This window comes from Mycolicibacterium anyangense (genome assembly GCF_010731855.1).
GTDB lineage: Bacteria > Actinomycetota > Actinomycetes > Mycobacteriales > Mycobacteriaceae > Mycobacterium > Mycobacterium anyangense.
Genome location: NZ_AP022620.1, coordinates 1,805,387 through 1,830,155, shown reverse-complemented (window position 1 = coordinate 1,830,155; position 24,769 = coordinate 1,805,387). Strand labels below are relative to the sequence as shown.

The 24,769-nt window shown below is 67.6% G+C and carries 23 protein-coding genes; 13 read left to right on the top strand and 10 right to left on the bottom strand.

Annotated features, from left to right (window positions below; all coding sequences use genetic code 11):
• Positions 1 to 55 precede the first annotated feature (55 nt).
• From G6N35_RS08630 to G6N35_RS08620, 3 genes are all read left to right on the top strand, one after another.
• Positions 56 to 817 carry a 3'(2'),5'-bisphosphate nucleotidase CysQ gene (locus G6N35_RS08630; protein ID WP_246224255.1) on the top strand — a complete coding sequence of 254 codons (762 nt, stop codon included), beginning with the start codon at positions 56 to 58 and terminating at the stop codon, positions 815 to 817.
• Between the two features lie 108 nt (positions 818 to 925).
• Positions 926 to 2,164 (top strand): cysteine--1-D-myo-inosityl 2-amino-2-deoxy-alpha-D-glucopyranoside ligase, encoded by a 1,239-nt coding sequence (mshC, locus tag G6N35_RS08625; protein ID WP_163803879.1) that lies wholly within the window; start codon positions 926 to 928, stop codon positions 2,162 to 2,164.
• Between the two features lie 17 nt (positions 2,165 to 2,181).
• Positions 2,182 to 3,057, top strand: a complete 876-nt coding sequence (locus tag G6N35_RS08620; RefSeq protein ID WP_163803878.1) for an SDR family oxidoreductase — start codon at positions 2,182 to 2,184, stop codon at positions 3,055 to 3,057.
• A 1-nt stretch (position 3,058) separates the two neighbouring features.
• Here the strand turns inward: G6N35_RS08620 and G6N35_RS08615 are convergent, their stop codons facing one another.
• The gene (locus G6N35_RS08615) at positions 3,059 to 4,162 is read right to left on the bottom strand and encodes an acyl-CoA dehydrogenase family protein (RefSeq protein WP_163803877.1); all 1,104 of its coding nucleotides are present in this window, start codon (positions 4,160 to 4,162) and stop codon (positions 3,059 to 3,061) included.
• Positions 4,163 to 4,171: 9 nt separating this feature from the next.
• Positions 4,172 to 5,347: an acyl-CoA dehydrogenase family protein gene (locus tag G6N35_RS08610; protein ID WP_163803876.1), complete on the bottom strand. Its 1,176-nt coding sequence runs from the start codon at positions 5,345 to 5,347 to the stop codon at positions 4,172 to 4,174.
• A gap of 246 nt (positions 5,348 to 5,593) precedes the next feature.
• Between G6N35_RS08610 and G6N35_RS08605 the strand changes: the two genes are divergently transcribed.
• Both G6N35_RS08605 and G6N35_RS08600 read left to right on the top strand, forming a co-directional pair.
• On the top strand, positions 5,594 to 6,907 hold the full coding sequence (locus G6N35_RS08605) for an HNH endonuclease signature motif containing protein (RefSeq protein WP_163803875.1): 1,314 nt from the start codon (positions 5,594 to 5,596) through the stop codon (positions 6,905 to 6,907).
• A 161-nt stretch (positions 6,908 to 7,068) separates the two neighbouring features.
• Positions 7,069 to 9,774 (top strand): beta-propeller fold lactonase family protein, encoded by a 2,706-nt coding sequence (locus G6N35_RS08600; protein WP_163803874.1) that lies wholly within the window; start codon positions 7,069 to 7,071, stop codon positions 9,772 to 9,774.
• A gap of 22 nt (positions 9,775 to 9,796) precedes the next feature.
• On the opposite strand, the gene G6N35_RS08595 is transcribed toward G6N35_RS08600, so the two are convergent.
• Positions 9,797 to 10,687, bottom strand: coding sequence for a PAC2 family protein (locus G6N35_RS08595; protein ID WP_163803873.1), 891 nt, complete (start codon positions 10,685 to 10,687; stop codon positions 9,797 to 9,799).
• A 303-nt stretch (positions 10,688 to 10,990) separates the two neighbouring features.
• On the opposite strand from G6N35_RS08595, the gene metH reads away from it, so the two are divergent.
• The 3 genes from metH to G6N35_RS08580 all read left to right on the top strand — a co-directional run bounded on the left by metH (position 10,991) and on the right by G6N35_RS08580 (position 17,038).
• Positions 10,991 to 14,749, top strand: a complete 3,759-nt coding sequence (gene metH / locus G6N35_RS08590; RefSeq protein ID WP_163803872.1) for a methionine synthase — start codon at positions 10,991 to 10,993, stop codon at positions 14,747 to 14,749.
• Positions 14,750 to 14,802: 53 nt separating this feature from the next.
• On the top strand, positions 14,803 to 15,486 hold the full coding sequence (locus G6N35_RS08585; RefSeq protein WP_163803871.1) for an HAD family hydrolase: 684 nt from the start codon (positions 14,803 to 14,805) through the stop codon (positions 15,484 to 15,486).
• Between the two features lie 88 nt (positions 15,487 to 15,574).
• The gene (locus G6N35_RS08580) at positions 15,575 to 17,038 is read left to right on the top strand and encodes a sugar porter family MFS transporter (protein ID WP_163803870.1); all 1,464 of its coding nucleotides are present in this window, start codon (positions 15,575 to 15,577) and stop codon (positions 17,036 to 17,038) included.
• A gap of 9 nt (positions 17,039 to 17,047) precedes the next feature.
• On the opposite strand, the gene G6N35_RS08575 is transcribed toward G6N35_RS08580, so the two are convergent.
• The gene (locus tag G6N35_RS08575) at positions 17,048 to 17,623 is read right to left on the bottom strand and encodes a hypothetical protein (RefSeq protein ID WP_246224254.1); all 576 of its coding nucleotides are present in this window, start codon (positions 17,621 to 17,623) and stop codon (positions 17,048 to 17,050) included.
• A 66-nt stretch (positions 17,624 to 17,689) separates the two neighbouring features.
• Between G6N35_RS08575 and G6N35_RS08570 the strand changes: the two genes are divergently transcribed.
• From G6N35_RS08570 to G6N35_RS08560, 3 genes are read left to right on the top strand one after another with little or no spacing between them, the layout of a single operon-like run.
• Positions 17,690 to 17,971: a phosphoribosyl-ATP diphosphatase gene (locus G6N35_RS08570; RefSeq protein WP_163803869.1), complete on the top strand. Its 282-nt coding sequence runs from the start codon at positions 17,690 to 17,692 to the stop codon at positions 17,969 to 17,971.
• Positions 17,972 to 17,979: 8 nt separating this feature from the next.
• Positions 17,980 to 18,834 carry an ATP phosphoribosyltransferase gene (hisG, locus tag G6N35_RS08565; RefSeq protein ID WP_163803868.1) on the top strand — a complete coding sequence of 285 codons (855 nt, stop codon included), beginning with the start codon at positions 17,980 to 17,982 and terminating at the stop codon, positions 18,832 to 18,834.
• 18 nt (positions 18,835 to 18,852) lie between these two features.
• The gene (locus G6N35_RS08560; protein WP_163803867.1) at positions 18,853 to 19,335 is read left to right on the top strand and encodes a DUF4126 family protein; all 483 of its coding nucleotides are present in this window, start codon (positions 18,853 to 18,855) and stop codon (positions 19,333 to 19,335) included.
• Here the strand turns inward: G6N35_RS08560 and G6N35_RS08555 are convergent.
• Positions 19,332 to 20,204 carry a hypothetical protein gene (locus tag G6N35_RS08555; protein WP_163803866.1) on the bottom strand — a complete coding sequence of 291 codons (873 nt, stop codon included), beginning with the start codon at positions 20,202 to 20,204 and terminating at the stop codon, positions 19,332 to 19,334. The genes G6N35_RS08560 and G6N35_RS08555 overlap by 4 nt on opposite strands.
• Before the next feature lie 68 nt (positions 20,205 to 20,272).
• Here G6N35_RS08555 and G6N35_RS08550 point away from each other — a divergent pair, with 68 nt between their 5' ends.
• Positions 20,273 to 20,695 carry a nuclear transport factor 2 family protein gene (locus G6N35_RS08550; RefSeq protein ID WP_163803865.1) on the top strand — a complete coding sequence of 141 codons (423 nt, stop codon included), beginning with the start codon at positions 20,273 to 20,275 and terminating at the stop codon, positions 20,693 to 20,695.
• Positions 20,696 to 20,713: 18 nt separating this feature from the next.
• On the opposite strand, the gene G6N35_RS08545 is transcribed toward G6N35_RS08550, so the two are convergent.
• Positions 20,714 to 21,487, bottom strand: coding sequence for a thioesterase family protein (locus tag G6N35_RS08545; RefSeq protein ID WP_163803864.1), 774 nt, complete (start codon positions 21,485 to 21,487; stop codon positions 20,714 to 20,716).
• Positions 21,484 to 22,332 carry a RecB family exonuclease gene (locus G6N35_RS08540; RefSeq protein WP_163803863.1) on the bottom strand — a complete coding sequence of 283 codons (849 nt, stop codon included), beginning with the start codon at positions 22,330 to 22,332 and terminating at the stop codon, positions 21,484 to 21,486. Before G6N35_RS08540 ends, G6N35_RS08545 begins: the two co-directional genes overlap by 4 nt.
• Before the next feature lie 77 nt (positions 22,333 to 22,409).
• On the opposite strand from G6N35_RS08540, the gene G6N35_RS08535 reads away from it, so the two are divergent.
• On the top strand, positions 22,410 to 23,258 hold the full coding sequence (locus tag G6N35_RS08535; RefSeq protein ID WP_163803862.1) for a tRNA (adenine-N1)-methyltransferase: 849 nt from the start codon (positions 22,410 to 22,412) through the stop codon (positions 23,256 to 23,258).
• A 5-nt stretch (positions 23,259 to 23,263) separates the two neighbouring features.
• Here G6N35_RS08535 and G6N35_RS08530 read toward each other — a convergent pair whose 3' ends face one another.
• From G6N35_RS08530 to G6N35_RS08520, 3 genes are read right to left on the bottom strand one after another with little or no spacing between them, the layout of a single operon-like run.
• Positions 23,264 to 23,557, bottom strand: coding sequence for a DUF503 domain-containing protein (locus G6N35_RS08530; RefSeq protein WP_163803861.1), 294 nt, complete (start codon positions 23,555 to 23,557; stop codon positions 23,264 to 23,266).
• Positions 23,557 to 24,156, bottom strand: coding sequence for a lipoprotein LppK (locus tag G6N35_RS08525; RefSeq protein WP_163803860.1), 600 nt, complete (start codon positions 24,154 to 24,156; stop codon positions 23,557 to 23,559). Before G6N35_RS08525 ends, G6N35_RS08530 begins: the two co-directional genes overlap by 1 nt.
• An 11-nt stretch (positions 24,157 to 24,167) precedes the next feature.
• The gene (locus G6N35_RS08520) at positions 24,168 to 24,662 is read right to left on the bottom strand and encodes an MTB12 family secreted protein (RefSeq protein WP_163803859.1); all 495 of its coding nucleotides are present in this window, start codon (positions 24,660 to 24,662) and stop codon (positions 24,168 to 24,170) included.
• Positions 24,663 to 24,769 lie beyond the last annotated feature (107 nt).

Here is a 24,769-nt window from a genome sequence, read left to right as displayed (position 1 = left end):
GCAGCAATCTACGGCCGGCGGACAGTGCCGATCCGCATTCGGCGATACTGACACGGTGAGTCTGACCGATGCGGAGCTGGCTGCCGACCTGGCCGAGCAGGCCGGACGGCTGCTGCTGGCGGTCCGTGAAGAAGTCGGCCACGACCATCCGTGGGAGCTCGGCGACGCCGGGGATTTCCGGGCCAATGCCTACATCTTGCAGCGGTTGCGCGAGGAACGCCCCAACGACGCGGTGCTCTCCGAAGAGGCCTACGACGATCTCCGGCGGCTGCAGGCCGACCGGGTCTGGATCATCGATCCCCTGGACGGCACCCGCGAGTACTCCCTGCCGCGCCGCGCGGACTGGGCGGTGCACGTGGCGTTGTGGCAGCGTACCGACGATCGTGACGGCCGGCTCACCGATGCCGCCGTTGCGCTGCCGGCGATGGGGGAGGTGCACCGCAGCGACACGGTGACGCCACCGGCGTCGCCGCAGTCCGGTCCGATCCGCATCACGGCCAGCTCCAACCGCCCGCCCGCGGTGCTGTGGCGGCTGCGGGACCGCCTGGACATGGAGTTCGTCCGGATCGGTTCGGCGGGCGCCAAGGCGATGGCGGTGGTGCGCGGCGACGCCGACGCCTACATCCACGCCGGCGGGCAGTGGGAGTGGGACTCGGCCGCGCCCGCGGGTGTGCTTCAGGCCGCCGGTCTGCATGCCACCCGGATCGACGGTTCGCCGCTGCGCTACAACCAGCCCGACCCGTATCTACCCGATCTTCTGATGTGCCGGCCCGAGGTGGCCGACCTGCTGCTCGATGCGATGTGGCTGGCCAGCTAGGGAATGTATTCGGCCGCGGTGGTGTAGCACTGTGGCGAAGGACGAAGACGGATGAGGCCCCACACCACCCGGAGCGACGTGACGAGCGAACCCCTTAGAGTCAACGGCATGCAGTCGTGGTCGGCCGTCGACATCCCGAAGCTCCCCGGTCAGGGGCCGGCGCTGCGGCTCTACGACAGTGCCGACCGGCAGGTCCGTCCCACCTCGCCGGGACCGACCGCGACGATGTACGTCTGCGGTATCACCCCGTACGACGCCACCCACCTCGGGCACGCCGCCACCTATCTGACGTTCGACCTGGTCTACCGGGTCTGGTTGGACAACGGGCATCAGGTGCACTACGTGCAGAACATCACCGACGTCGACGACCCGCTGTTCGAGCGGGCCGAGCGCGACGGCATCGACTGGCGGGATCTGGGTGCCCGTGAGATCCAGTTGTTCCGCGAAGACATGGCCGCACTGCGGGTGCTGCCGCCACGGGACTATGTTGCGGCCACCGACGCCATCACCGAGGTGGTCGAGCTGGTCGAGAAGCTGGTGGCGGCCGGTGCCGCCTACGTGGTCGACGATCCGGAATTCCCCGACGTCTACTACCGGGCAAGTGCCACAACGCAGTTCGGCTACGAGTCCGGTTATGACCGCGAGACCATGGCGCGGTTGTTCGCCGAGCGCGGTGGTGACCCGGACCGGCCGGGTAAGGCCGACGAGCTTGATGCACTGCTGTGGCGTGCGCAGCGGCCGGGGGAGCCGAGCTGGCCGTCGCCGTTCGGGCCCGGCCGCCCCGGCTGGCACGTCGAGTGTTCGGCAATCTCGTTGGACCGCTTGGGTTTCGGTTTCGATGTCCAGGGCGGCGGCAGTGACCTGATCTTCCCGCACCACGAGTTCTCCGCCGCGCACGCCGAATGTGCCACCGGCGAGCGTCGATTCGCCCGGCACTACGTGCACGCCGGCATGATCGGCTGGGACGGGCACAAGATGTCCAAGAGTCGGGGAAACCTGGTGTTGGTGTCGCGGCTGCGTGAGCAGGGGGTGGACCCCGCCGCCATCCGGCTCGGCCTGTTCGCCGGGCATTACCGCAGTGACCGGTTCTGGAGCGACGACGTGCTCGCCGATGCCTCCACCCGCCTACAGCGGTGGCGCAGCGCGGCCGCGCTGCCCGCCGGCCCGGACGCCAGGGATCTGGTGGCGCGGCTGCGGCAGTACCTCGCCGACGACCTGGACACCCCGCGGGCGCTGGCCGCCGTCGACGGCTGGGTGACCGACGCACTGGAGTACGGCGGACACGACGAGTCGGCACCGGCAACCGTCACCGCTGCCGTCGACGCGCTTCTGGGTGTGCGCCTGTAGGTGTAGCTTTGGCGGCCATGAGCTCCGTCAACGACAAAGTCGTCTTCATCACCGGTGGCGCGCGCGGTGTCGGTGCCGACGTGGCACGGCGGCTGCGGCGCAAGGGCGCCAAGCTGGTGCTGACCGATATCGACGCCGCCCCGCTGGCCGACCTGGCCGCCGAACTCGGCGACTCGCACGTGCTGACCGCGGTGGCCGACGTCCGCGACCTGGCCGCCATGCAGGCCGTCGCCGATCAGGCCGTGGCGCGCTTCGGCGGGATCGACGTGGTGGTGGCCAACGCCGGCATCGCGACGTACGGCTCAGTGCTGCAGGTGGATCCGGAGGCCTTCACTCGGTTGATGGACATCAACGTCAAAGGCGTGTTCCACACCGTGCGGGCCACATTGCCGTCGGTGATCGAGCGGCGCGGGTACGTGCTGATCGTGTCGTCGCTGGCGGCCTACTCCGCGGCTCCCGGCCTCGCGCCGTACCACGCCGCCAAGGCGGCGGTCGAACACTTCGCCAACGCACTGCGGATCGAGGTCGCCCACCGGGGCGTCGCCGTCGGCTCGGCCCACATGTCGTGGATCGACACCCCGATGGTGCAGGACGCCAAGAAGGACCTCAGCAGCTTTGCGCAGATGCTGGCCAGCTTGCCGAACCCGTTGGGCAAGACCACCAGTGTCGACAGGTGCGGCGAGGCCTTCGTCAAGGGCATCGAACAGCGCAGCCGCCGGGTCAATGTGCCCGGCTGGGTGGGTGTCTTCCGCTGGCTGCGTCCCCTGCTGTCCACTCCGCTGGGAGAGAAGCAGGTCACCGCGGTCGTGCCGACGATCCTGCCCAAGATGGACGCCGAGGTGGCGGCACTGGGGCGGTCGACCAGTTCGCGGCTCGAGGAGCTGGAGAGCTGACCTACAGCGCCACGGTGTCGTAGTTGCCCACCTGCGCGGACAGGAACCGCAGCTGATCGGTCGCCGACCCCAGGGTCTGGTCGATACCGGTCAGCCGGGCCGCGTAGTGCGCGATGGGGTATTCCGCGGTGACGCCGATACCGCCGTGCATCTGGATGGACTCCTGCGAGATGTGCTTGGCCGAACGGCCGATCTGCAGTTTGGCCCGCGCCGCCACGACGGGGTCGAGCCGGCCGTCGGTGATGGACATGGCCGCGTAGTAGTTCATGCTGCGGGCCAACTCCAGTGAGACGTACATGTCGGCCGCCCGCTGGGTCAGCGTCTGGAACGTCTTGAGCGGAACGCCGAACTGCTTGCGCGCCTTGAGGTAATCGGTGGTCAGTCGCAGCGACTCGTCCATGGCGCCGACGGCTTCGGCGCACAGCGCCGACGAGTAGCGGATCAGCGTGGCGTGAATCCGGTCGGTGACGTCGCCGCCGTCGCCCAACGGCTGGGCCGGGGCGTTGTCGAAGTCGATCTGCGCGCCGCGCTGGCCGTCGAACGTGCGGTAGGACGTGCGGTTGGTCGCGTCACCGTCGACCAGGAACAGGCCGGTGCCGCCGCCCGGCAGTGCCGCGGTGACCACGATGACGTCGGCCGAATCACCGGCCAGGACCGGGTTCTTGCGACCGGTGACGGTCCAGACATCGCCCTGGCGGCTGGCATGGGTCGACAGCTCATCGGAACCGCGCAGGCCAGGCTCGAAATGTGCCAGCGCCAGGAGCTTTTCGCCGCCAGCCACGTCGTCGAGCAGCGCACGCTGCTCGTCGCTGCCGAGTTCGGCGATCACACCGCCCGGAATCAGCGCCGCCGCGGCCACCGGCTCGGGGGCCAGCCGCCGGCCGATCTCGGTCATCACGACCATGATCTCGATCTGGCCGGACTCCTCGGGGTCGAACCCCAGTCCCAGGATCCCGATTTCGGCGAGCTGCCCCCAGACCTCGCGGCTCCAGCCCAGCTCCGAATCGACGGCCTTGTTACGGCTCTCGGTGTCATAGCTGCGGGACAGCACGTCGCGTGCGGTGTCGGCCAGCAGCTGCTGCTCTTCGGTCAGGTCAAAGTTCATGGCCGGTTCTCACAATCCCAGGATCGTCGAGGAGATGATGGTGCGCTGAACCTCGTTGCTACCTCCGTAGATCGAGGTCTTGCGGAAGTTCAGGTAATGCGGTGCGGCGTGCTGCGCCCACACCGGCGACTCGATGGCGTCGCCACCGTCGAACGGCAGCGAGTCCGGGCCGGCTACCTCGACCGCCAGCTCGGTGACGGCCTGCTGCAGCTGGCTGCCGCGCAGCTTCAGGATCGACGACGCGGGGTTCGGCTTGCCGGTGCCCTCGTCTCCACTCACCCGCAACTGAGTCAATTCCAGTGCCAGCAGCTCGTTTTCGATCTCGGCGACCTTGGCTGCGAACAGGGTGTCCTCCAGCAGCGATCCGCCGCCGACTTTGGTCTTCGCGGCGCGCTCCTTGACATCGGCCAGCCATACCTTGGTGGTACCGACCCGGGCGATACCGGTGCGCTCGTTGGACAGCAGGAACTTGGCGTAGCTCCAGCCCTGGTTCTCTTCGCCGACAAGCTGATTGGCGGGCACCCGCACGTCTTCGAAGAAGACCTCGTTGACCTCGTAGCTGCCGTCGATCAGCTTGATCGGGCGCAGCGTGATGCCGGGGGTGTTCATCTCGACGAGGATGAACGAGATGCCGGCCTGCTTCTTGGGTGCGTCCGGGTTGGTGCGGGCGAGCACGAAGATCCAGTCGGCGAACTGACCGAGTGTGGTCCAGGTCTTCTGGCCGTTGATGACGTACTCATCGCCGTCGCGGATCGCCACCGTGCGCAGCCCGGCCAGATCCGAGCCGGCCTCCGGCTCGGAGAAGCCCTGGCACCACCAGATGTCGAGGTTGGCGGTCGCGGGCAGGAAGCGCTCCTTGAGCTCCTGCGAGGCGAACTGCGCGATCACCGGGCCGACCATGCTGGCGTTGAACGCCAGCGGCTCGGGTACGCACGCCATGCGCAGCTCGTCGGCCCAGATCTGGCGCTGCAGCGGCGTCCAGTCCTTACCGCCCCACTCCACCGGCCAGTTCGGCACCGCAAGTCCGGCCTCGTTGAGGATGCGCTGGGTGGTGACGATGTCGTCGGGCCAGATCAGGTCCTCGCGGCGGGCGCGTTCCCGGATATCGGCCGGGATCTTCGTGGTGAAGAACTCGCGTAGCTCCTCGCGGAATGCCACGTCCTCGTCGTTCAGTGCCAGTCTCACGACCTCGACCTCGATTCGTCGTTACTCGCGGGTATCTGTTTGGAAGCAACGGTAGCGCAGCCCGACCAACTGGTCGGCAGGACCACCCCCTTGGGCTGCTGACGCTTCGGTGACGGTTCCCCGGATCAGGTCCTGGGTGGCCCGTCGTCGTGGCGAACGCACCGAGTTGATCCACAGTCCCGGGTTGATGCACAGCCTGGGTTGACGGGGCGGCGCCTGTCGGTACCCCGGCGTAGCGTCTCGAACATGAGTTCGATTGTCGAGGCGCTGGATGCGCTCGACGCCGCGGTCGAACAGTTGGGCGCAGCCGATATCGCAGCGCTGCCCGCCCCACACCGGTTCGCCGTGCTGGAGCGGTTGGAAACCCTCATGCGCCGCCAGGTCGCGATCTCCGCCGAGCAGCTCACCCACCTCGAGCCCTATGAGGGCTGCCCACCGATCCCGATCGTGCTCGCCGACGTCCTACGCATCAGCCGCAGCGCGGCCAAACGCCGCCTGCGCGACGCCGAACAGCTGGCCCCCCGGCTCGCGCTGACCGGCCAGCCATTGGAACCGGTACTACCGGCCACCGCCAAAGCCTGGGACGCCGGCCTGCTCGACACCGAGCACATCCGAGTCATCCAGAAGTTCTTCCGCGACCTGCCCGACCACGTGCCCCCGGCCGAGCAGGCCCGCGCCGAACGCTCACTGGCCGAACACGCCGAGAACCTACGCCCCGATCAACTGGAGAAGGTCGCCGCCCGGCTGGCCACCTACCTCAACCCTGACGGGGTGTTCTCCGATGCCGACCGCGCCCGACAGCGCGGCTTCACCTGGTGTGGCGGGCAGCGCCCCGACGGGATGAGCGTCGGGAAACTGACCGCCACCCCGGAGCTGCGCGCGATGATCGAGGCGTTGTTCGCCAAACTCGCCGCCCCGGGACAGTGCCACCCCGACGGTGCCGGAGCAGACGCCGATGCGCGCGGGCTCGGGCAACGCCAGCACGACGCACTGGCCGAACTGGCCCGCCGGCACCTCGGCGACCCAAAACTGGGGCAGCACAACGGTCTTCCGGTCACCGTCATCGTCACCACCACCCTGCAAGACCTCCACGCCGCCACCGGACACGGCGTCACCGCCGGGGGCACCCTGATCCCGATGACCGACCTGATCCGGATGGCTGCCCCGGCCTACCACTATTTGGCGGTGTTCGACGGTGTCACCGGCCGCTCACTATGGCTGGGCCGCACCAAACGCCTGGCCTCGGCCGATCAACGCATCATGCTGCTGGCAAAAGACCGCGGCTGCACCGCCCCCGGCTGCAGTGTGCCGGGCTATCACACCCAAGTCCACCACGCCACCGCCGATTGGAAACACGGCGGCACCACCAACATCGACGACCTCACCCTGGCCTGCAAACGCGACAACCTACACGCCGAGAACGACGGCTGGAACACCCACAAACTCCCCAACGGCGACACCGAATGGACACCCCCACCCAACGTCCCCCTCATCGGCGGCACCAACACCTACCACCACCCCGAACGCCTCCTACGCGACGCCGAGGAAGACGACCCGTGAGTTTGCTGGTGTGCGTCGGTCGCGTGCTGGTGAACAGTGCATGTTCAGTCAGTGAAGGCTGAATCAACTCTGAATCGCCCGGCGTGCGCTTCGGTCGTTGTTTGCGAAGATTTGACCGCGTTGGCAATTTCCGAATCCGGAGCGCGAACCCGAGGAGTCCCATGGCTGTCCATCGTTCTGCTGCCGTTGTACTGATGGGGCTGGGGGCGATGGTCCTCAGCGGCCCCGCCGTCGCCGCGGCAGACTCCTCCGACGGACCATCATCTGGGGCCAGTGGGCAGACGGGGGCGCACCGGCAGGCCTCCGACAGCTCGTCGTCGGCTCCGGGTGCGAGCGCGAACGCGACGGCAACCGGGTCCGGTGCCCGGCGCTCGGCCGTAGCGGCACAGCTTCCGCAGTCCAGACGTGCACCGTCGACCGGCGTCAGCGCCCGCGCGGCCATCGTGCGCCCGGCCGTCGAGAAGCCATCCGCCACGTCGGCCGCGGATGCGCCGGTGGCCGACGTTGCCCCCGTCACGGCGGCCGCGGCGCTGCCCACAGTCGCCAGAAGTGCGCTCGCCGTGCCGAAGGCGACGGCAATCATCAACGCCGGCAACACCATTGCCGAACCCGTCACGCAATACGTCTCGGCGGTTTCACCACTTGCCGGCATCGACGCGACGGACCTGCCCGGGGCGCCGTCGCCAACACCGTTGTTGGCTGGTCTGTGGGAGTCCGTGCGCCGCCAGTTTCAGCGGACCTTTCTCAATCAAACGCCCACAGCCGCGCCGCGCCAGCTTGCCGCCACCCCTCAGGGTTTGGTTGTCGGCACCCTGGGCGCCAATGACTACGACGGCGATCCGTTGCAGTACGCGGTGACTCAGAACCCGCTTCGTGGGACGGTCACGGTGGGCCAGGACGGGACGTACACCTATCAGGCCGCTGCGACGCTGGCGGCCAGCGGAGGGACTGACGACTTCACCGTCGCCGTCAGCGATGTGACGCAAGGCTTGCACCTGTTCGACGGTAACGGGACCCGGGTGGTCCACGTCGTCGTCACGGTGCCCGATCCCGCGGCGCAATCGGCTCAGATCGCGGTGGGTGACACCCCGAGTGCGCTGGCGGTCAGTCCGGACGGAAAGCGCTTGTATGTCGCGAACTTGGGCGACAATTCACTGTCGGTGGTGGACACCTCCACCAACACCACGATCGCGACGGTCGGCGTGGGGAGCAACCCGGTGGCACTCGCCCTGAGTCCCACGGCCGGCCGTGCCTACGTGGTCAACTCCGGTGGCGACTCCGTCAGCGTGATCGACACCCAGACCAACACGGTGCTGCTCACCACTCAGGTCGGTGATTCGCCCACGGCGATCGCCCTCAACCCGGGCGGATCACGGGCCTACGTCGTCAACTCCGGTTCGGGCACCGTGTCGGTCATCGACACGAGCACGAATTTCGTGGTCGGGACCATCGCCGTGGGCCAGGCTCCCTCGGCCATCGCCATGACCTCCGATGGCCGGGCGTTCGTCACGAATTACCTCGACAAGACGGCGTCGGTGATCGACACGGCCACCAATCGGGTGGTCTTCACCATCGGGCTCAACGCCAGTCCCTCGGCCTTGGCGCTGAGCCCCGACGGCACGTCGGTCTACGTCACCGACCTGTTCCGCAACGCGGTGTCGGTGATCGACACAAAGACCGGCGCCACGACGGTCATCACCGTCGGCGCTAACCCCGATGCGGTTGCCCTGAGCGACAACGGCGCTCGCGCCTACGTCGTCAACTCCGCGGACAACACGGTGTCCGTCATCGACACCGTCAGCCGCAGCGTCATCGACACCATCACCGTCGGCAACACGCCCGACGCGGTGGCCCTGAATCCGGTCGGCGCGGTGGTGTACGTCGCCAACTCGAACGACAACACCGTCTCGGCGATACCGGTCGTCACCGACGGCCGGGCGCCCAGCCCGGGGCAGAGCACACTGCTGGGGTCCACCCGCGGCTTCGACGTGTACAACCTGACGTCGAAGCCGTTGACGCTGGTGGATTACTACGGTGAGAACCGGCCCCAGGGCAACGTCCCCGCCATCGGCAGCGTCGTCCAGCCGGGGCAGGCCATGCACTTCGAGGTGGTCTATCGGTTCCTCATCACGAACAACATCGTGTACCCGGTGTTCAGCGGGCCCGACGATGCCCGCTACGTCGTCGGACTGCAGGCCGGCCCCTTCGGTGGCCCCGGTACCGGATGCAATGTCGTCGGCGGCGCCGGACAGCAGTGCTCGCCCACCCCCAATGGACCCGACCTGATCGCCGGCAACACCGTCAAGCTGCTGGACAAGCCGGGCACCACCGTCGAATTCGGGCCGGGGCAGGCGCAGGACCAGGCCAAGGTGCTCAACAGCCTGTGCTACCAGGACTCCAAGGCCACCTGCACGTTCAAGGCCGATCGGCAGATCGACACCTTCGGGCTGGAGAAGGCCATCGTCAACGATCTGGTCAACGAGAGCCGGACCGAGGTGCTGGTGCGTGCGCTTGCTCTCAGCGATACCCGCTCCGAGAGTGACAGCGTCAAGGTCACCGCCAAGCTCTCCCGCAGCTTCCTCGAGAAGATCGTGAACCTCGAGATCAGCGCGGAGTACGGGCACACGTGGACGTACACGCATACCTTCACCGAGACCATCACCATCCGGCAGCCACCGCGGACCATCGGTGGGGTGCAAGCCCAGCAGGCGGTCTACCGGGTCTACGGTGACTTCACCCTGAAGATGGGCAACACCACGTTCACGCTGCGCGACGTGTACTTCGACACCCCCAACCCGAACATCACCGGACGGTACCGGGTCACCGAAGAGCCGCTGGACACTCCAGCAGACGGCGTCGCCGTCTGAGCGGCGCTCCGCCGTCGGGTCGTCAGGACCGGAAGCCGGGCCCCCGCCTGCGCAGGTACCGCTCGAATTCCGCGGCCAGCGCGTCGCCGTCGACCTTGGACAGCGCCTCGTTGACGTCCACCTCGGCGTCCCCGCGCTCCTCCAACGCCGTGACGTACTCGGCGATCTCCTCGTCGTCCGCGGTCATCTCGGTGACGGCCTGCTCCCATTCCTCGGCCTGGGCCGGGAGATCACCAAGGGGCACCTCGATATCGAGGACGTCTTCGACCCGGCGCAGCAACGCCACGGTGGCCTTGGGGTTCGGTGGCTGCGAGACGTAGTGCGGCACCGCCGCCCAGAACGTCACCGCGGGGATCCCGGCCGCCACGCAGGCATCCTGGAACACCCCGGCGATGCCGGTCGGCCCCTCGTAGCGGGTCTCCTCGAGACCGAAGAACTTGGCCGACTCGGGGGAGTAGGCCGCTCCGGATACCGGTACCGGCCGGGTATGCGGCGTGTCGGCCAGCAGGGCGCCGAGGATGACGACGGTGTCGACGTTCAGCTTGTCGGCGATCGCCAGCAGTTCGGAGCAGAACGTGCGCCAGCGCATGTTGGGTTCCACCCCGTGCATCAGCACGATGTCGCGATCCGAACCGGGCGGACGGCAGTGCGCGACCCGCATCGACGGCCACACCAGCTCGCGGGTGACACCATCGACCTGGCGGATCACCGGACGATTGACCTGGTAGTCGTAATAGGCCTCGTCATCGATCTCGATGATGGTCTCGGCCTCCCAGATCGCATCCAGGTGCTCCAGTGCGTCGCTGGCGGCATCACCGGCATCATTCCAGCCCTCGAACGCCGCAACGATGATCGTGTTGTGGAGTTCGGGCAGGTCCGGGCCCTTGGCGCCGCTGTAGCTGGACGGTGTCACCAGTTCAGCCTAAGGCTTGCGCGGCTGCAATGAGCCCTCTCCGGGCGACTACCCTGGAGCCCGAATCCCGGTCAAGAAGTGGCTCGGTGAAATTCCTTCGGGTGCAATCTGGTTAATCATGACGACTACGACACGCCGGTGTCTGCGGCACGCTGACGCCGGCGATGCGTTGGGCGTCCCGACGTCGATCGGATGACGACGTAGACTTTCCTCCGTCGAGAGGCGTTGCAACGGGCCCGGGCCTTCAACGGTGTCCGCCACGCTCGACAGAGTTAAGGACGCCTTCCGCAACGGAAGGAATCTATGCGCGCTGACGTGACCACCCCAGCGTCGAACTTCGAGCCGAACCTCCGCCCTGACTGCACCGATCAGCTGGCTGCCACGCTGCGCCGGCGGATCATGGTGATCGACGGCGCGATGGGCACCGCGATCCAGCGGGACCGGCCGGACGAAGCGGGGTATCGCGGCGAGCGGTTCGCCGACTGGCCCAGCGACCTCGTCGGCAACAACGACCTGCTCACCCTCACGCAACCGCACATCATCGAGACCATCCACCGCGAGTATCTGGAGGCGGGTGCGGACATCCTGGAGACCAACACGTTCAACGCGAACGCGGTCTCGCTGTCCGACTACGGTATGGCGGAGCTGAGCTACGAGCTCAACTACGCCGGGGCCGCGCTCGCCCGCGCGGTCTGCGACGAGTTCAGCACCCCGGAGCAGCCCCGCTACGTCGCCGGAGCGCTGGGGCCGACCACCAGGACCGCGTCGATCTCGCCGGACGTCAACGACCCGGGTGCCCGCAACGTGTCCTACGACCAGCTGGTGGCCGCCTACTTGGAGGCCGCCCGCGGGCTCCTCGACGGTGGCGCCGACCTGCTCATCGTCGAGACGATCTTTGACACGCTCAACGCCAAGGCCGCGATCTTCGCCATCGAGACGCTGTTCGAGGAACACGGTCGCCGCTGGCCGGTGATCATCTCCGGCACCATCACCGATGCGTCCGGACGAACCCTGTCCGGTCAGGTCACCGAGGCCTTCTGGAATTCGATTCGGCACGCCAAGCCGCTGGCGGTCGGCCTCAACTGCGCGCTGGGTGCCCCGGAGATGCGGCCCTACCTCGCCGAGATGTCCCGGATCGCCGACATCTTCGTCTCGTGCTATCCGAATGCCGGTCTGCCCAACGCCTTCGGTGAATACGACGAATCCCCGAAGCGTCAGGCGGGCTATGTCGCCGACTTCGTCGAGGCCGGTCTGGTCAATATGGTCGGCGGCTGCTGCGGAACCACCCCGGCACACATCGCCGAGATCGCCAAGGTTGTCGACGGCAAGCCGCCGCGCGAGGTGCCGGAAGTAGCGGTGGCCACCCGGCTGGCCGGCCTGGAGCCGCTCAACATCACCGACGACTCGCTGTTCGTGAACATCGGTGAGCGCACCAACATCACCGGCTCGGCCCGCTTCCGCAATCTGATCAAGGCGCAGGACTACGACACCGCCCTGTCGGTGGCATTGCAGCAGGTCGAGGTCGGCGCCCAGATCATCGACATCAACATGGACGAAGGCATGATCGACGGCGTCGCCGCGATGGACCGGTTCACCAAGTTGATCGCGGCCGAGCCGGACATCAGCCGGGTGCCGGTGATGATCGACTCCTCCAAGTGGGACGTCATCGAGGCGGGCCTGAAGAACGTCCAGGGCAAGCCGATCGTCAACTCGATCTCGCTGAAGGAGGGCGAAGAGAAATTCGTCCGGGAGGCCAAGCTGTGCCGCAAGTTCGGCGCCGCCGTGGTCGTGATGGCGTTCGACGAGCAGGGCCAGGCCGACAACCTGGAACGCCGCAAAGAGATCTGCGGGCGGGCCTACCGGATCCTGACCGAGGACGTGGGCTTCCCCGCCGAGGACATCATCTTCGACCCGAACTGCTTCGCCCTGGCGACCGGTATCGAGGAGCACGCCAGTTACGGAATAGATTTCATCGACGCCTGCGCGTGGATCAAGCAGAACCTGCCGCGGGTGCATATCTCCGGCGGCATCTCCAACGTGTCGTTCTCGTTCCGCGGCAACAACCCGGTGCGCGAGGCGATCCACGCGGTGTTCCTCTTCCATGCCATCAAGGCCGGACTGGATATGGGCATCGTCAACGCCGGTGCACTGGTGCCCTACGACTCGATCGATCCCGAGCTGCGGGAGCGCATCGAGGACGTCGTACTCAACCGCCGCGAGGACGCCGCCGAACGGCTCCTGGAGATCGCCGAGCGGTTCAACAGCAAGGACGAGGCCGGCGAGGCCGGAGTCGCCGAATGGCGCAGCCTTCCGGTCCGTGAGCGCATCACCCACGCGCTGGTCAAGGGCATCGACGCGCACGTCGACGACGACACCGAGGAGTTGCGGGCCGAGATCGCCGCCGCGGGTGGGCGACCGATCGAGGTGATCGAAGGTCCGCTGATGGACGGGATGAACGTCGTCGGCGACCTGTTCGGCTCGGGAAAGATGTTCCTGCCGCAGGTGGTGAAATCGGCCCGGGTGATGAAGAAGGCCGTGGCGTACCTGCTTCCGTTCATCGAGGCGGAGAAGGCCGAGAACGGGACGAGTGCGGCCAAGGACACCAATGGCACCATCATCATGGCGACCGTCAAGGGCGACGTCCACGACATCGGCAAGAACATCGTCGGAGTTGTGTTGCAGTGCAACAACTTCGAGGTCATCGACCTCGGTGTGATGGTGCCCGCCCAGAAGATCCTGGACGCCGCCAAGGAGCACGACGCCGACATCATCGGGCTGTCCGGTCTGATCACCCCGTCCCTGGACGAGATGGTCAACTTCGCCGCCGAGATGGAGCGTCAGGGACTGGAGATCCCGCTGCTGATCGGTGGCGCCACCACCTCGCGCGCACACACCGCGGTGAAGATCTCGCCCCGCCGTTCCGGTCCGGTGGTCTGGGTCAAGGACGCGTCGCGCTCGGTTCCGGTCGCCGCCGCACTGCTCGACGACAAGCAGCGGCCGGCCCTGCTGGAGGCCACCGAGAAGGACTACGCGTCCCTGCGTGAACGGCACGCCCAGAAGAACGAGCGGCCGATGCTCACCCTGGAGAAGGCCCGCGCCAACCGCACCCCGATCGAGTGGGACGGCTACACGCCGCCGGTTCCGGCCCAGGGGCTCGGGGTGCGTGAGTTTCACGACTACGATTTGGCCGAGCTCCGTGAATTCATCGACTGGCAACCATTTTTCAACGCCTGGGAGATGAAGGGCCGGTTTCCCGACATCCTCAACAACCCGGCCTCCGGTGAAGCCGCGCGCAAGCTGTACGACGATGCCCAGGAGATGCTGGACACCCTGATCAAGGAGAAGTGGCTGACGGCCAACGGGGTCATCGGCTTCTTCCCCGCGAACGCCGTCGGCGATGACGTCGAGGTGTACACCGACGAGTCTCGCAGCCAGGTCCTGACCACGTTGCACAACCTGCGCCAGCAGGGCGAGCACCGCGGCGGCATCCCGAACCGCAGCCTCGGCGACTACATCGCGCCCAGGGGGACCGGAATCGCCGACTACGTCGGCGCCTTCGCCGTCACCGCCGGGCTCGGCAGCAGTGAGAAGATCACCGAGTTCAAGGCCGATCACGACGACTACAGCGCGATCCTGCTGGAGTCATTGGCCGACCGGCTCGCCGAGGCGTTCGCCGAGCGGATGCATCAGCGGGTCCGCCAGGAGTTCTGGGGATATCAGCCCGACGAGCAACTCGACAACGAGGCGCTCATCGGCGAGAAATATGTGGGGATCCGTCCCGCGCCCGGCTATCCGGCCTGCCCGGAGCACACCGAGAAGGTGACGCTCTGGAAGCTGATGGATGTCAAGGAGCGCACCGGGATCGAGCTGACCGAGTCGATGGCGATGTGGCCGGGCGCGGCGGTCAGCGGGTGGTACTTCTCCCATCCGCAGTCGCAGTATTTCGTCGTCGGCCGGCTGGCCCAGGATCAGGTTGCCGACTATGCCAAGCGCAAGGGCTGGACCCTGCCCGAGGCCGAGCGGTGGCTGGCTCCCAACCTGGGCTACAACCCGGAAGACTGAGCCACCGGGCTGAAGCCGTTGTTGTACTGGATCATTCGTAGGAGATGACAGATATGCGCGCAGTGCTGTTCGACATGGACGGCACCCTGGTGGATTCCGAGAAACTCTGGGACATCTCGCTGCAGGAGCTGTACAAGCGCCTCGGCGGCGAGCTCACCCCGGAGGTTCGCGACGCCACCGTCGGTGGTTCGGCCGAGGGCGTCATGCGCATCGTCTACGACGACCTCGGACTGGACCACGACCCCACCCACATGGCTGCCAGTGCCGACTGGCTGCACGACTACACCGCCGAGCTTTTCGACGGCGGCTTGCCGTGGTGCGATGGTGCCCAGCAGCTGCTCGACACGCTGGCCGACGCCGACGTCCCGATGGCACTGGTGACCAATACCCGCCGGGCTCTGACCGAGCGGGCATTGAACAGCATTGGCCGCCACTACTTCTCGGTCAGCGTCTGTGGGGACGAGGTGGCCAGGGCCAAGCCGGCGCCGGACCCGTATCAGCGGGCCGCGGCGCTGCTGGGTCTGGAGCCCGAGCACTGCCTGGCCGTCGAGGACTCCATCACCGGTGCCGCCGCGGCCGAAGACGCCGGGTGCCCGGTATTGGTGGTGCCCAACGACGTCGAGGTTCCGGTGACCCCACGGCGGCGCCACGTTTCGTCGCTGTCGCAGGTGGGCATTCCGCAGCTGCGCGAGATCTACACCGAGCTGCGGCTCGGCCTCGGGGAACGCTCCGCCTGACGGCACGAACGCAAAAGGTCGTGCCGTCGGTCCGACTGTGCGAAGGTAGTCCTCACCAGGTCTCGCAGCGCTGCGGAAAGGACGCCCCATGGCCGGCCAAGGCCCCATCGACCAAACACCATCGGCGATCACCGACGAAGACTTTTCCTCGGGTGGCACTGCCGTCCGGATCGCCTCGGTGGCCGCCCTCGGCGGTCTGCTGTTCGGTTACGACAGCGCGGTGATCAACGGTGCGGTGGATTCGATTCAGGAAGACTTCGGCATTGGAAACGCCGAACTCGGTTTCGCGGTGGCCTCGGCCTTGCTGGGTGCCGCCGCGGGCGCGATGTCCGCCGGTCGGATCGCAGACCGCATCGGACGCATCTCGGTGATGAAGATCGCCGCGGTCTTCTTCTTCATCAGCGCGATCGGCACCGGTCTGGCGCCGAACGTGACGACCGTCGTGCTCTTCCGCATCATCGGCGGCATCGGGGTGGGCATTGCCTCGGTCATCGCCCCGGCGTACATCGCCGAGACCTCGCCGCCGCGCATCCGCGGCCGGTTGGGCTCTTTGCAGCAACTCGCCATCGTGTCCGGCATCTTCCTGTCGTTCGCGGTCAACTGGATCCTGCAGCGCATCGCCGGCGGGCCGAACAAGGACCTGTGGCTGGGTCTTGAAGCGTGGCGGTGGATGTTCCTCGCCATGGCCGTTCCGGCGGTCCTGTACGGCAGCCTGGCGTTCACCATCCCCGAGTCTCCGCGCTATCTTGTTGCCAGCCACAAGATTCCGGAAGCCCGCCGGGTGCTGACCATGCTGCTCGGCGAGAAGAACCTGGAAATCACCATCAGCCGGATCCAGCAGACGTTGGAGCGCGAAGACAAGCCGTCGTGGCGGGATTTACGCAAGCCGACCGGCGGGCTCTACGGGATCGTCTGGGTGGGTCTGGGGCTGTCGATCTTTCAGCAGTTCGTCGGCATCAACGTGATCTTCTACTACTCCAATGTGCTCTGGCAGGCAGTCGGATTCGATGCCGACCAATCGGCGATCTACACGGTGATCACCTCGGTGGTCAACGTGGCCACCACGTTGATCGCGATCGCGCTGATCGACAAGATCGGGCGTAAGCCGCTCTTGCTCATCGGGTCCTCGGGCATGGCGGTCACGCTGGTGACGATGGCGATCATCTTCGCGAACGCCACTGTGGTCGACGGCAAGCCCAACCTGCCCGGTGCCTCCGGAGTCATCGCCTTGATCGCCGCCAACCTGTTCGTCGTCGCCTTCGGCATGTCGTGGGGGCCGGTGGTCTGGGTGCTGCTCGGCGAGATGTTCCCGAACCGGATCCGCGCCGCGGCGCTGGGTCTGGCCGCGGCCGGGCAGTGGGCGGCCAACTGGCTGATCACCGTGACCTTCCCGGGACTGCGGGACCACCTCGGACTGGCCTACGGCTTCTATGGCCTGTGCGCCATCCTGTCCGGCCTGTTCGTGTGGAAATGGGTGATGGAGACCAAGGGCGTCTCGCTGGAGGACATGCACGCCGAATTGCTGCACGAGGACAAGGCGGCCAACGCCTGAGCGATCCCGCTACGGGACGTCGGTGTACTGCCAGCTCGCCCCGGTCGGTGAGAACGTGAAGCCCTTGTCGGTCTCCTCGCTCAGGCACGCGATGCCGGTGGCTTGCTGCACGTTGCAGTGGAAGCCGGCGGCGGCCAGGATCTTGCCGAACGGCAGCGTCTTGGCCGTGCCGGCCGGCGGCTTGAACTGATCGGCGCTCACCGCGGCGAACTGCGGGTCACCTTCGGTGCGCACCACGATCGCGTTCGGGGTGACACCGGTGCCGGTGTCGTCGGTGATGGTCTGCGGCGCCCCCTGGATGCCCAGGCTGCCGCTGGCGGACTGGCAGCCCGCCCAGCTGCGCGGCACGATCACACATCGCCAGCTCCCGCTGGGGCTGACGAAGAAGTAGCCGGCCCGGTCGTCGGTCTTGGCGTAGTAGTCGAACGCGTTGACCAGCTTGTCGTTGCTCGGGCGGGTGGTCGGCGCCGGCGGCGGCGCCGGCGCTTGCGACTGGTTGGTGTCGTTACTGATCGAAATCGGGCTCGAACAGCCGGCGATCGTCAGCGCGGCTGCCATCATGATCGTCACCCGGTTCGCGCCCACGGCACCGCAGCCTAGTCGCCGGCCCGGCGGCCGCGGCGAAACCGCCGTGACGGCCGCTCGGCCGCCATGAAACAATCGCTGCCCGTGAAGACCTTCGAGGAGCTGTTCGCCGAACTGGGGGAGCGCGCCCGCACGCGCCCGGCGGGCAGCGCCACCGTCGCCGCGCTCGATGCCGGCGTACACACCCTGGGCAAGAAGATCCTCGAGGAGGCCGGCGAGGTCTGGCTGGCCGCCGAGCACGAGTCCGATGAGGCGCTGGCCGAGGAGATCAGCCAGTTGTTCTACTGGGCCCAGGTCCTGATGGTCGCCCGCGGGCTGACCCTCGACGACGTCTACCGGAAGCTCTGATGGCAGCCATGTTGCGTGTCGCCGTCCCCAACAAGGGGGCACTGTCCGAATCGGCCGCCGAGATCCTGTCCGAGGCCGGCTATCGACGGCGCAGCGATCCCAAGGACCTCACCGTCATGGATCCGGCCAACGGTGTCGAGTTCTTCTTCCTGCGCCCCAAGGACATCGCGATCTACGTCGGCTCCGGGCAGCTCGACTTCGGTATCACCGGACGTGATCTGGCTGCCGAATCCGAGGCGCCGGTCAACGAGCGCCTGGCGCTGGGCTTCGGATCGTCGAGTTTCCGGTATGCCGCCCCGGCTGGCCGACAGTGGTCCGTGGCCGACCTGGCCGGCAAGCGGATCGCCACCGCTTACCCGAACCTGGTCCGAAAAGACTTGCGGGACAGGGGCATCGACGCCACCGTCATCCGCCTCGACGGTGCGGTCGAGATTTCGATCCAGTTGGGTGTGGCCGATGCGATCGCCGATGTCGTCGGTTCCGGACGCACCCTGAGCCTGCACAACCTGGTGGCGTTCGGCGATCCGCTGTGCGATTCGGAGGCGGTGCTGATCGAGGGCGCCAACACCGGTGACGACGCCGACCGCGCGGCCCGTGACCAGCTCGCCGCCCGCGTTCAGGGCGTGGTGTTCGGTCAGCAGTACCTGATGCTCGACTACGACTGCCCGCGTTCTGTGCTGGAGCGGGCCACGGCGATCACCCCGGGTCTGGAGTCACCGACCATCGCCCCGCTGGCCGACGAGAACTGGGTCGCGGTGCGTGCCCTGGTGCCGCGCCGGGCCGTCAACGCCATCATGGACGAACTCGCCGCCATCGGCGCCAAGGCGATACTGGCCTCGGACATCAGGTTCTGCCGGTTCTGAGCGTGCTAGCGTCCGCATGTGACGCACGCACTCGTACTGCTGCTGGCCCTGCTCATCGGGGTTGTCGCCGGCCTTCGGGCGTTCACCGCCCCGGCGGTGATGGCCTGGGCCGCCTTCCTCGACTGGATCAACCTTTCCGGCACCTGGGCGTCCTGGGTCGGCCAGACGGCCACCGTGACCATCCTGACGATCATCGCGCTGATCGAGTTGATCTCCGATCAGATGCCGCAGACGCCGAGCCGCAAGACCGCGGTGCAGTTCATCACCCGGCTGGTCACGGGTGCGTTCGCGGGCGCCGTGCTGGGCACGGCGTGGGGCTACCAGTGGAGCAGCCTGGGTGCCGGCATGATCGGCGCCGTCCTGGGCACCATCGGCGGCTACGAGGCGCGCACCCGACTGGTCCGGGCCACCGGCGGACGGGATCTGCCGATCGGCGTGCTCGAGGACGTAGTCGCGGTGGTGGCCGCAGTGGCGGTCGCCTCGCTGGTCAACGTCCTCTAGCGAGCCGCCGCACGCCCCGTCCCGCCGGTCGACGCGGCCGGTCTGGCTGCGTGATGCGCTGACGCGCTGAGGGCGGTCGGCTTCTTCTTCGCGACCGCGGCCGCCCCGCCGACGGTCAATCCGTTGATGTTGATGCCGGGCCCGTCCTTGACGATGAGGTTGCCGTTCTGGAAGAGCGCGGCCGCGATGGCGAAGGGCCCGTTTCCGACCAACACCGTGTTGGAGTGGCCGATGATGTTCACGGTCGAGCTCAGCACACTTGCCGGGGATGTCTGAACCTGCGAATTGTCGGTGAAGATATTGGCGGCGCTGGTGAAGGTGCCCTTTGCGCTGACGGTGTTGTTGTTCCCCACGTTGAATGCGGCGTTGCCGGTGCCCAGGCTCAAGACATGGGAGTTGTTGCCGAACAGGCTCACCGCGAGGTTGAGGTTGCCGCCATAGGCTTGCGCCTCTGAGCCGCCGAAAGCGATGGCGACATTGCCCAGATCCCCGGAGCTGGTTCCGGCATGCGTCGACGACGATCCGCCTGCGGCAAAGGCGAAGCCGAGATCGCTCGCGACGGCGCCGCTGATCGGTCCGATCGCGGTGGCCGAGGAGAACCAGCCATAGGAGCCGGCCAGTGCCCCGTCGCCGAGTGCCACCGCGGTGCTGAACTGTCCATCGGCATGCGCCTGGGCGTTCGAGCCCAGCGCGATCGCGATCGTGGTCAGGGTGCTGGTGCAGCTCGCCGAATTGCCAAGGCCGAACGCCGAAACACAGCTGGCGTTGGCAGTCGGAGCGGCGCCCAGACCGATGGCCCACGACCCGGCGGCCAGCGCGCTGACGGTCAGCACTCCGGATAGCCGGCGCCGTGAAGCTGATGCCGTCATGGGTACTCCCTTCCTGTCCAGTCGGGTGGGTGACCGGAATTGACGTGACAGACAATAACGGAGGAGCGATGACGACGCAGACGAACGCAACCGAAAAGATCAACGCGGTGGTGCACGCCTGGGAGACGGCCTTGGCCAACCATGACGCCGAGGCGCTGCTGGCCTGTTACGCACCCGATGCCACCCTCGAAAGCCCTGTCGCCGCACATCTGCTCGGCGGAAAGGGAGTTGTCCGTGGCCACCGCGAACTGCGGCCGTTTCTGGCCGAGGTCGTGTCACGCACGCCGGAGGTACGCCGGTATCACCGGGGTGGGTTCTTCACCGACGGGCATCGGGTCACCTGGGAGTACCCACGGCAGACCCCGACCGGCGAGCAGATGGATTTCGTCGAGGTCATGGAGATCGAGGACGGCTTGATCTGCGCCCACCGGGTCTACTGGGGCTGGCGCGGCGTCGAAGTGCTGGCCCAGGATCGCTATCACCGCGACTGAGTGGTGCGGCGGCCCTACTCAGCCCTGACGCTGCACCAATAGCGTCTGCGCGGATGTCCCGATGAAGCCGTCGCGGTCGAACAGGTCCGCGGTGGTGGCCCCGATGCCGTCCGGTCCGATCGAACCCCGGGCTCGCAGCGCGAAGTCGTTCCCGGTGGGCAGCCGGTGCAGATGGACGGCGGTGTCGGTGTTCATGAACACGAATGCCTTCGGATTCAGCGCTGCGCCAACACCATTGGCCGAATCGACCACCATCGCCAGCCGCTGCAGCCCGGTTGTCGGTTCGTTGTCGACCAGTCCCACCAGCGGAGTCATCCAGGAGACCGCACCCGAGGGCTCGTCGTACTGCGGCCGCCATCGCACTGAATCGAGGTAGCCGCTGGCGTTCTGCCACTGCAGGGCCAGCGGAGCCGTTTCACCCTCGACGAGAGGCTCGAAGCGGTCGGTGGCAGCGTCGGCGGTGTCCGAGGTGGCCAGCGCCCACGCCGTCACCCGGGCGACCGGACGGTCGACCGTCATCTCGGCCGACCACAGCGCGATCCGGCTGCCCGGCCGCTCCACGCGGGCCCGCACCCGCACCTCGGTGACGGGAATGGCTCCGAGGATGTCCAGCGTCATCCTGCCGATGCGCATCCCGGGCGGCAGCTGCTCCTCGATGGCCTTGGTCAACAACGCCAAAGGCGGTGAGCCATGCTGGATTTCGCCATTCCAGTTGCTACGGGTGTAGTCAGTGGACTCGAACACCGCGGCGTCGCCGTCGGCGCCGAGGCGACGGTAGTAGCTGCCGCTCACGCTGCGGGCTCCCGCTCGGTCACCTCGGGCCAGCCCGGGTAGGGCGGCGGTGTTCCGCCGTAGGCGGGGCACCGGTCCTGGTGGCTGCACCAGTTGCACAGTCGCGACGGGTTGGCCCGGAAATCACCTGTGGCGCCGGCAGATTGAATGGCCCGCCAGATCGCGATCAACGTCTTCTCGAACCTCAGCAGTTCATCGAGGTCGGGGGTGTAGTCCAGCAGCTGGCCATCGGCGAGGTAGATCAATCTGAGCCGGCTGGCCACGACATCCCGCGAACGCAGCAGCGCCACGGCGTAGAACTTCATCTGGAACATCGCCTTGAACTCGGCCAGCGCCCGCGCCGCAGGCGGGGCCTTCCCGGTCTTGTAGTCCACCACCCGGACCTCACCGGTGCCCGCGACATCGATGCGGTCGACGAACCCGCGCAGCAGGGTGCCGTCCGCCAGCTCGACCTCGATGCGCTGTTCGCAGCTCTGCGGGTCGAACCGGGTCGGGTCTTCCAGTCGGTAGTAGCCGGTCAGCAGCGCCCGTGCCTCGGTCAGCAGTTGGCCGGTCTGTTCGGCACTCAGACCCTCGACCAGCTCGGGGTGGGCGGCCAGCACCTGCTGCCAGGCCGGGTCCACCAGCGCCAGGGCTGTCTGCGGTACCCGGTCGGCGGCGGGCATGCCGTACAGCTGCTCGAGGGCGGAATGCACCACAGTGCCGCGCAGCTGGGCGACCGACGGTGGCTCCGGCAACCGGTCGATCGCCCGGAACCGGTACAGCAACGGGCATTGCTTGAAGTCCGCGGCGCGTGACGGGGACAGGGCGGGGCGCGGGCGTTCGCCGGGACCCTGGTCAGTCATGGGGAGAGCCTAGGCGCGGGCACCGACATGGTGAGCGCACGTCGTACGGCGAGTCCGCTATGGCAGGCTGAACGGCTGTGACCGACGCCCCGCGCAGCACCGGACCCTTCGTCATCGGCGACCGGGTGCAGCTGACCGACGCCAAGGGGCGCCACTACACGATGATCCTGTCGCCGGGCGGCGAGTTCCACACCCACCGCGGCGCGATCGAACACGACACCGTCATCGGTCTGCCTGAGGGCAGCGTGGTCAAGTCGACCAGTGGGGACGCGTTCCTGGTGCTGCGCCCGCTGCTGATCGACTACGTGCTGTCCATGCCGCGCGGCGCGCAGGTGATCTACCCCAAGGATGCCGCCCAGATCGTCCACGAGGGCGACATCTTCCCCGGTGCCCGGGTGCTGGAGGCAGGTGCCGGTTCCGGGGCGCTGACGTGCTCGCTGCTGCGCGCGGTGGGCCCGGGCGGGGAGGTGATCTCCTATGAGATCCGCGACGACCACGCGGTGCATGCGCGTCGCAACGTCGACACCTTCTTCGGCCAGACACCGGACAACTGGCGGCTGGTCATCGGCGACCTCGCCGAATCCGACCTGGACCAGGCCTCCGTGGACCGGGTGGTGCTGGACATGCTGGCCCCGTGGGACGTCCTCGACACCGTCGCCCGGCTGCTCATCCCGGGCGGGGTGCTGATGGTTTACGTGGCCACGGTGACGCAACTGTCCAAGACCGTCGAGGCGCTGCGCGAGCAGCAGTGCTGGACCGAGCCCCGGGCCTGGGAGTCGTTGCAGCGTGGCTGGAACGTGGTCGGGCTGGCGGTACGCCCCCAGCACAATATGCGTGGGCACACCGCGTTCCTGATCTCCGCGCGCCGGCTGGCTCCCGACACGGTGACGCCGACGCCGTTGCGGCGCAAGCGACTTCCCGTCTGATCGGGCTAGTCGTCGCTGTGGTGCAGACCGCGGCGCGCGGCGAGCAGGTCGATTTCCGGGCGCTCGGCGACCAGGCGTTCGGCGGCATCGAGCACAGCCACCACGTGCGCGCGGTCGGCGGCCACCACCGACACCCCGATACCGGCCCGCCGGTGCAGGTCCAGCGAGTCGGTCTCGGCCGCCGATACCTGCAGGCGGCGGCGCAGTTCGGCCACGATCGGCCGGACCACCGAGCGCTTCTCCTTCAGCGAATGGACGTCACCGAGCAGGACGTCGCACTGCAGCCAGCCGATCCACATCAGCGAGTGGGGGTGGGGCTCGCCGGACTCGACGGGGGAGCCGGTGGCGGTGGCGCGTCAGGCGGCCGGGGGCTGGCCCCGGTGGCCTCGGTGCGGGCGTTGCCGAATGCCAGCAGCATCTCGGCGGTCTGCCGGGACAGCTGCCACACACCCTGATGCGAGCGGAACTCCATCGGGAAGGTGAAGCCGCCGGGGTTGGCCGGATTGGACGTCGTGACGTTGATCGTGGCCAGCGCATCGTCGGCTTGGCGGTCCGACCATCGGATGTCGGCGGCGGTGAAGGTCAGCGGGGTGAACCCGCCGTCGCGCAGCGCGGCGGCGAACTTGTCGATCGTGGCGGCGTCATCCGGTGTGGTGCCCTCGACGAGTGCGAGCTTGTCGCTGCCCTTCACCGCGGGGTCGGCCAACCGGTACAGCACGTCGGTCAGGGCCTCCGGTGCAGGCAGCGCGGCCGACGTCGACGGCGCGGAAATCGCCGGTGCCGACGGGTCCACCGGACCGGTCGCGGTTTTCGCCTCGTCGTGGTTGGAACACCCCGATAGTGCGAGCGCCGCCACAATTGTGGCGGCGCCCAGCACTGCGAACGGGTGGTGATTCATCCAGCGGCGACTCAGCTGGCCGCGCTCATGAGCGCCAGCGCGGACGCCTTGGTCAGCTGCCAGCCGGTGGGGCTGGGGCCCGCGATGAACTGGATGCTCTGGGTCGCGGTGGCACCGTTGGCCGCCGTTGCGGTGACATTGGCCGTCGCGGTGGGGCCTTCCTCGTCGATATCGGCGATAGCGAAGGTCAGCGGGAAGTAGCCCTTGGCCGAGGCGTTGCTGAAGGCGCGGTCAGCGGTGATGCCCTCGATGCGGCCCAGGCCACCCTGGATGAAGGCGGCCTTGCTGCCCATGAACGACCCGCCGCTCTGCAGGCCGTCGAGGGTGGCTGCCAGGGTGCTCTGCAGCTCAGGCGCCGGCTGCTGCGGCAGCGGCGCGCCGAAGACGACGGGTGCCACGGCGGGCGATGCGGCGGGCATGCTGACTGCAACCGAGGTCACACCAGCGGCGGCGCCGCCGACGATTGCGGCGGCTGCTACGCCCGTGGCTAGCAGTTTCAGGGTCACGGCTGTCCTTTCGATCGGCCCGACTCATTCATGAGGTTAACAGTGTTGCCAGAGTGTCGTAATTCCCCGAGCGCACACGATCGGTCATTGCCCGGTAGCGTTGAGGT